Origin of the sequence: Streptomyces sp. SID4985 (assembly GCF_009863025.1) — a bacterium.
GTDB lineage: Bacteria > Actinomycetota > Actinomycetes > Streptomycetales > Streptomycetaceae > Streptomyces.
Map to the genome: position 1 here is coordinate 1 of NZ_WWIR01000300.1, position 6,236 is coordinate 6,236.

Genomic DNA, 6,236 nt, shown 5'->3' on the forward strand with positions numbered 1-6,236 from the left:
GAGCGAGGTGGCGTACGCCTCGTACCGCGCGACCGCGCGGGCGGCGGGGCGGCCGCCGAGGTGGTGCCGGGCGTAGTCGCGGGCCACCCGGCGCGCCCGCATCGAACCGAGCACGAACGGCTCCGCCGGGCCGAGCCACCCGGCGAACACATAGGTCGGCAACTCCTCGCGCACGGTGCGCAGTTCGTTCTGCCGGGTCCAGACCGCGAGCCAGGTCAGCAGGCCGAACGCGGGCACCATGAAACCGGCGTAGACGAAGAGGAAGCCGAACTGGCCGAAGGACGCCGAGCCGTTCCACAGGCCGTGCAGGGACATCGCCAGCAGCAGCCCGCCGACCGGGAACAGCACGCGCCGCACCCGCTGCCCGGGCGCCGCGAGCGCGCGCAGGCCGAAGCCGATGCCCGTGCACACGGTGAACAGCGGGTGCGCGAACGGCGACATCACCACGCGGACGAAGAAGGTGGCGGCGGTGACCGAGACGATGGCACCGGCGCCGGTGACCCGGTCCTCGCCGAAGGCGGTGCCCAGGTAGAGGATGTTCTCGGTGAACGCGAAGCCGGTCGCGGTGGTCCCGGCGATCACCACGCCGTCCACGATGCCGGTGAAGTCGCGTCTGCGGAAGAGGAAGACCAGCAGTACGGCGGCGCCCTTCGCGGACTCCTCCACGATCGGCGCGATCAGTGTGGCGCCCAGGGTGTCGGCCTCGTCCGGGTCGGCGGCGGCCGTGGCGATCCAGTGGGTCGCGAAGCTGTTGGCGACGATGGCGATGAGCGCGGCCGCGCAGGCGCCCCAGGCGAACGCGAAGACCAGGTTCCGCCAGGGGCCCGGCTCCACCCGGTCCAGCCAGCGGAACGCGGCTATCAGCCACGGCACCGGAAGCACCGCCAGCCCGATGCCCACCAGGAACCCCTCGGGCCCGGTCTGCAGCCGCACCAGCGCGAGGATGACCAGTCCGGACAGCGCGAGCAGTGTGCTCAGCGCGCCGTACCGCACCCAGCGGCGCTGCCACCAGTGCGGATGGTGATGGCGTCCGGAGTGGTCCCGGGCGGTCGGAAGGGGAGAACTGGTGGCCACGGCATCGACCCTAACGGTGACCCGACGGCGGGCCGTCGGGAAATACGGGCCCGGCGGGACGACCGGTCGGGCCTACGGCTGCCGGTGAGGTACGCGGCGGAAAAGAAGATCGTTCACGACATGACCCTTGTCCAGTCCCTGGCCCTCGAAACGGGTCAGCGGCCGGAACGCGGGACGCGGTGCGAAACCGCCCGCCGCCTGGGTGTTCTCGAAGTCCGGGTGCGCCGAGAGGACCTCGAGCATCTGCTCGGCGTACGGCTCCCAGTCGGTCGCGCAGTGCACGACCGCGCCGGGCGCGAGCCGGGTCGCGGCCAGGCTCAGGAACGCGGGCTGGATCAGCCGCCGCTTGTGGTGCCGCTTCTTGGGCCACGGGTCGGGGAAGTAGACGCGCAGACCGTCGAGGGAGTCGGGCGCGAGCATCTCGCGGAGCAGGATGATCGCGTCGCCGTTGCCGACCCGGACGTTGGTCAGACCGTTCTGGTCGGCCAGGTTCAGCAGATTGCCCTGGCCGGGGGTGTGCACGTCCACCGCGAGGATGTTGACGTCGGGAGCAGCGGCCGCCATCTGCGCCGTCGCCTCGCCCATGCCGAAGCCGATCTCCAGCACGACCGGGTTGGTGTTCCCGAACAGCTCCGCGAGGTCGACGACCCGCTGACCGTCGATGTCCATGCCCCATCGCGGCCACAGCCGCTCCAGGGCGTCGGCCTGGCCGGTGGTCACCCGGCTCCGGCGCGGCTGGAAGCTGCGGATGCGCCGCTCGAAGTGCGACCCGGCCGGATCGGCCTGGGGGCCGCCCGGGAAGCGGGGCTCCCCCTTGTCCCGGGAGGTCCGGGCGGACAGCGGAACGGACGACCCGTCGGTGGCGGGTCGCTCGGCTGCGGGGGCGTTCACGAAGTCAGACACAGTGCATCCGATTTTAGGCGGTCGACGGGGGCTCTCCCTCTGCTCTCCTCGTGTGACGGGTCACGCCCGTACGGCGGGCCGGACCCGTGGGCCGGGTCACGCCTCGCCCAGCATCGCCAGTGCCCGGGCCGCCACCTCGCGGCCGATCGGCAGGGAGGCCGTGGCCGCCGGGGACGGGGCGTTCAGCACGTGGATCGTGCGGGGTGCCTCGCGCAGCAGGAAGTCGTCCACCAGGGAGCCGTCCCGGGCCACCGCCTGCGCCCGCACCCCGGCCGGGGCCCGCACCAGGTCCGTCTCCCCGACGGCGGGCACCAGCCGCCGCACCGCCTTCAGGAACGCGCCCTTGGACACCGAGCGGCGCAGCTCACCGGCGCCGTAGAGCCAGTGCCGCCGGGCCAGCGCCCACGCGCCGGGCCAGGCGAGGGTGCCCACCAGCTCGCGGGGGCGCACGACACCCCAGCCGTACCCCTCGCGCGCGAGTGCCGGGACCGCGTTCGGGCCGATGTGGACCTCGCCGTCGATGCCCCGGGTCAGATGCACCCCGAGGAACGGGAACGCCGGGTCCGGCACCGGATAGACCAGGCCCCGCACCAGCTCGGGCCGGGCCAGCTCCCAGTACTCCCCGCGGAACGGCACGATGCGGACGTCCGGCTCGTCACCGGCGAGACGGGCCACCTCGTCGGAGTACAGCCCCGCGCAGTTCACCAGGACGCGGGCGCGCACCACCTGGCCGGCCGAGGTCAGCACGGCCACGCCACGCTCCGGGCGCCGGTCCACCCGCACGACCCGCGCGCCGTAGCGGATCTCGGCACCGGAGGCGCGCGCCAGCTGACGCGCGACGGCGCCGTAGTCGCACACGCCGGTCGTGCCGACGTGGATGGCGGCCAGGCCGCGCACCTCCGGCTCGTACTCCGCGATCTGGGCGGCGCCCAGCTCCCGCACCGTGATGCCGTTCTCCCGGCCGCGCTGCACCAGGGCATGCAGCCGGGGCAGCTCGGAGCGCTCGGTGGCGACGATCAGCTTGCCGGTCACCGCGTGCGGGATGCCGTACTCCGCGCAGAACTTGACCATCTCGGCCGCGCCCCGGACCGCGTACCGCGCCTTCAGGGAGCCGGGGCGGTAGTAGATCCCGCTGTGGATCACCCCGCTGTTGCGCCCGGTCTGGTGCCGGGCCGGGCCTGGCTCCTTCTCCAGCACCGTCACGCGCGTACCCGGCGCGGCGCGGGTGATCGCGTACGCCGTCGACAGCCCGACGATGCCGCCACCGACCACCAGCACATCGCAGTCGTACGCGCCCGTCCGCACCTGCACCACCTCCCGACTCGATAGTGCACTGCGCCACTGACAACGGCTTCAAACGCGGCCGACAGAGGATTACGCCGGGGTCATCAGCAGCGGCCTGGCCCGCTCGCGCAGCTCCACCACGCGCGGCTCGTCGCCGTACGGCTCCAGGCGGTGCAGCAGGTCCTTGACGTACTCGGTGGTGCGCGCCGAGGAGATCCGCCCGGCCACCTCCACCGCGCGCACGCCCTGCTCGCAGGCCGCGTCCAGGTTGCCGGACTCCAGCTCGGCCACCGCCGAGACGACCAGGCGCAGCCCGTGCGAGCGCACGAACTCCTCGGTCGGCTTGGACAGGGCCTGCTCGGTGAAGCGGCGGACCTGGCGGGGTGCCTTCAGGTCGCGGTAGCACTCGGCGGCGTCGGCGGCGAAGCGGTCGTAGCCGTAGAAGCCGAGCCAGGACGGGTCGTTGTCGCCCTCCCGGGACCGCTCAAGCCAGCCCTCGGCCGACTTCAGCGCGGCGCCCGCGGCCTGGGCGTCGCCCGCGCGCGCGTGTGCTCTCGCCTCGACCAGCCGGAAGAAGCTCATCGTGCGGGCGGTGGCCAGGCCCCGGTTGCGCTCCAGGGCGGCCTGGGCGAGGTCCACGCCCTCGTCGCCGAAGCCCCGGTAGGTGGCCTGGAGGGACATGGAGGCCAGCACATAGCCGCCGAGCGGCACGTCGGCGGCCGCGCGGGCCAGCCGCAGCGCCTGGATGTAGTACCGCTGGGCGGCCTCCTGCTGGCCGGTGTCGAAGGCCATCCAGCCCGCGAGCCGGGTCAGTTCGGCACCCGCGCCGAACAGGGCGCGGCCCACCTCGTCGGAGTAGGAGCCGAGCAGCAGCGGCGCGGCCTCCACGCGCAGGCACTCCGGGACCATGGACGAACGCCAGTCGCCGCCGCCGTACTTGGAGTCCCAGCGCCTGGCGTCCTCGGCCGCCTCCCGCAGTTTGCGCACATCGCTGTGGCCGACTTTGATCGGTGCGCCGACGCCCTCGGCCGAGGCCGCCTCGCGTTCCACCGAGCTGTCGGCGGGGGTTATCAGCCATCGGGACGCGGGCGTGGCATAGGCGCTCACGGCGAAGGAGCCCGCCAGCGACTGCCAGATGCCGCCGGACCCGGCCCGGCGTCCCGCCAGGTCCAACCGGTACAGATCCGTGGCCGACTTCACCGCCTGGCCCACGTCGCGCGGGAAGGCGAGGCCGACCTCGGGCGCCGGGTCGGCGTCCGCCAGGCCGATCTCGTGCAGCGGCACCGGCCGGCCGAGCTTCTGGCCGATCGCGGCCGCGATCAGGTGCGGTGCCGCACCTTGGGGCACCATGCCCTTCGAAACCCAGCGCGCCACCGACGTCTTGTCGTAGCGAAGGGTCAACCCCCGTTGGGCCCCTAGGTCGTTGACCCGCCGCGCGAGTCCCGCGTTGCTGATTCCCGCGAGGGCGAGAACGGCGCCGAGTTTCTCGTTCGGCCCGCGTTGCTCCCTGGACATGCGCCACCCCTCGACACAGACGGCTGCCCCGCTGGCATAACCACGCGGCATTCGTAAACACAGCGTAGTTCGCCGCATCCCAAGCGTTAAGGGGCATTGTTCCGGATGGCGCGATTGCGGTCCGTACGCGAGTACGGCCCTGTACGCACCGTGCACACCCTGTCGCGGCGTGCCCCCGGCCGTGTGGCCGTGCGCCTGTCCGTGCGCTCTTCTCCGGCCACCTCGGGAGCGGTTCCATGGGAGTCGCGTGGGTCGGCCCGCTGTACTGAATCCAGTGGGCTGGGGGACACCGCCACCTTCATCCCCGCGGGTGGCGGACCGGTCCGGGAGGCGATGCCCGCCTCCCGGACTGTGCGCGGCCATCGGGTCGCAGGGCTCCGCGCGGCTCTGTACGGAGCGTGCTCAACCTCCGTACGCCGCCCACGAATTGGCCGAAAACCGCCCTCCTCCGGGACCGCCGAACCCCGCTCTCACCAGAGCAGTTGAGGGCGCACAGGTGGTTTTCGGGGAGTGAAGCGGGGCGCATTCGCATCGCATACGCCCTGTGTTCCCAGGGAGTTGCCGACAGGGCCGTTCGGCCGTCCCGCGCCGGTGCCACTCTGCCCTCCTGCGCCAATGGCCCACCCCCGTACGCCGTTTCGCTCAGGTTTCTCCTGCGCGAAGGCGGCGCCGCCGCCCCTCTCCCGCGCGTTCTTCATGGCAGCATGGGTCCGGTTCGTGCGGTGCACTGATTGTCCACAGCCTGTGGAGGCGTCGATGCGGTGGTTGGTCGGGTGGAGCAGCGCCGCGACGGGCGGCCTCGGACCCGGCGCCGTGGACCCCTCCGGATACGACGACGAGACCCCGCACCCGGTCGGCTCCCAGCTGCTGTGGGGCGGCCCCGACCCGCTGTGGGCGGTCGGCGACTGGCGCCCCGACGAGGTGCGCGTGGTCCAGGGCGACGCACAGAACCGCATCGCCGTCCTCGGCATCTGCGGCGCCTCCGACGACGAACTGCGCCGGGGACTGTTCACCGCGCGCGGGGGCGCGCTCCGGCATCTGACCGCCTGGCCCGGCAGCTACACCGCCGTCGTCCAGGCCGGCCGCCGGATCACCGTCTGCGGCGACCTCGCGGGCGCCCGCCCCGTCTTCCACGCCCCCTGGAACGGCGGCACCTCCTACGCCACGGCCGCCCTGCCGCTGGCCGACCTCACCGAGGCCAACCTCGACTTCGGCCACCTCGCCTCCCTGCTCGCCGCCCCCGACGTCCCGGCCGCGCTGCGCGACACCACGCCGTACGAGGGCGTACGCCGCGTTCCGCCGGGGCACGCGCTGATCCTGCGCGCCGGGGCGCGCGAGATCACCGGGTACGAGCCGGTCGCCTCCCTCGCCGTCGCCGCGCCCCCGGCCGACCCGGCCCACGCCGTGGACGCCGTGCGCGACGCCCTGATCGAGGCGGTACGGGTCCGGCTCGCCGCGCC

At 73.4% G+C, this 6,236-nt stretch carries 4 protein-coding genes and 1 pseudogene; 1 reads left to right on the top strand and 4 read right to left on the bottom strand.

Annotated elements, in window-relative coordinates; translation table 11 throughout:
• From GTW40_RS12340 to GTW40_RS12355, 4 genes are all read right to left on the bottom strand, one after another.
• A partial coding sequence (locus tag GTW40_RS12340) for a PrsW family intramembrane metalloprotease (RefSeq protein ID WP_161180216.1) occupies positions 1–1,074 on the bottom strand: 1,074 nt, incomplete at its 3' end.
• A gap of 72 nt (positions 1,075–1,146) precedes the next feature.
• On the bottom strand, positions 1,147–1,977 hold the full coding sequence (gene trmB, locus GTW40_RS12345) for a tRNA (guanosine(46)-N7)-methyltransferase TrmB (RefSeq protein WP_161180217.1): 831 nt from the start codon (positions 1,975–1,977) through the stop codon (positions 1,147–1,149).
• Between the two features lie 96 nt (positions 1,978–2,073).
• Entirely contained in the window at positions 2,074–3,291 is a 1,218-nt protein-coding gene (gene lhgO, locus GTW40_RS12350; protein WP_161180218.1) for an L-2-hydroxyglutarate oxidase, read from the bottom strand.
• A 60-nt stretch (positions 3,292–3,351) separates the two neighbouring features.
• On the bottom strand, positions 3,352–4,776 hold the full coding sequence (locus tag GTW40_RS12355; RefSeq protein ID WP_161180219.1) for an MFS transporter: 1,425 nt from the start codon (positions 4,774–4,776) through the stop codon (positions 3,352–3,354).
• 756 nt (positions 4,777–5,532) lie between these two features.
• On the opposite strand from GTW40_RS12355, the pseudogene GTW40_RS12360 reads away from it, so the two are divergent.
• Positions 5,533–6,236: pseudogene (locus tag GTW40_RS12360) on the top strand (asparagine synthase); the annotation flags it as partial.

What these genes read in the sequence shown, in the direction of transcription:
- GTW40_RS12355 (WP_161180219.1), bottom strand. Translation starts at nt 4,776, where the DNA reads ATGTCCAGGGAGCAACGCGGGCCGAACGAGAAACTCGGCGCCGTTCTC.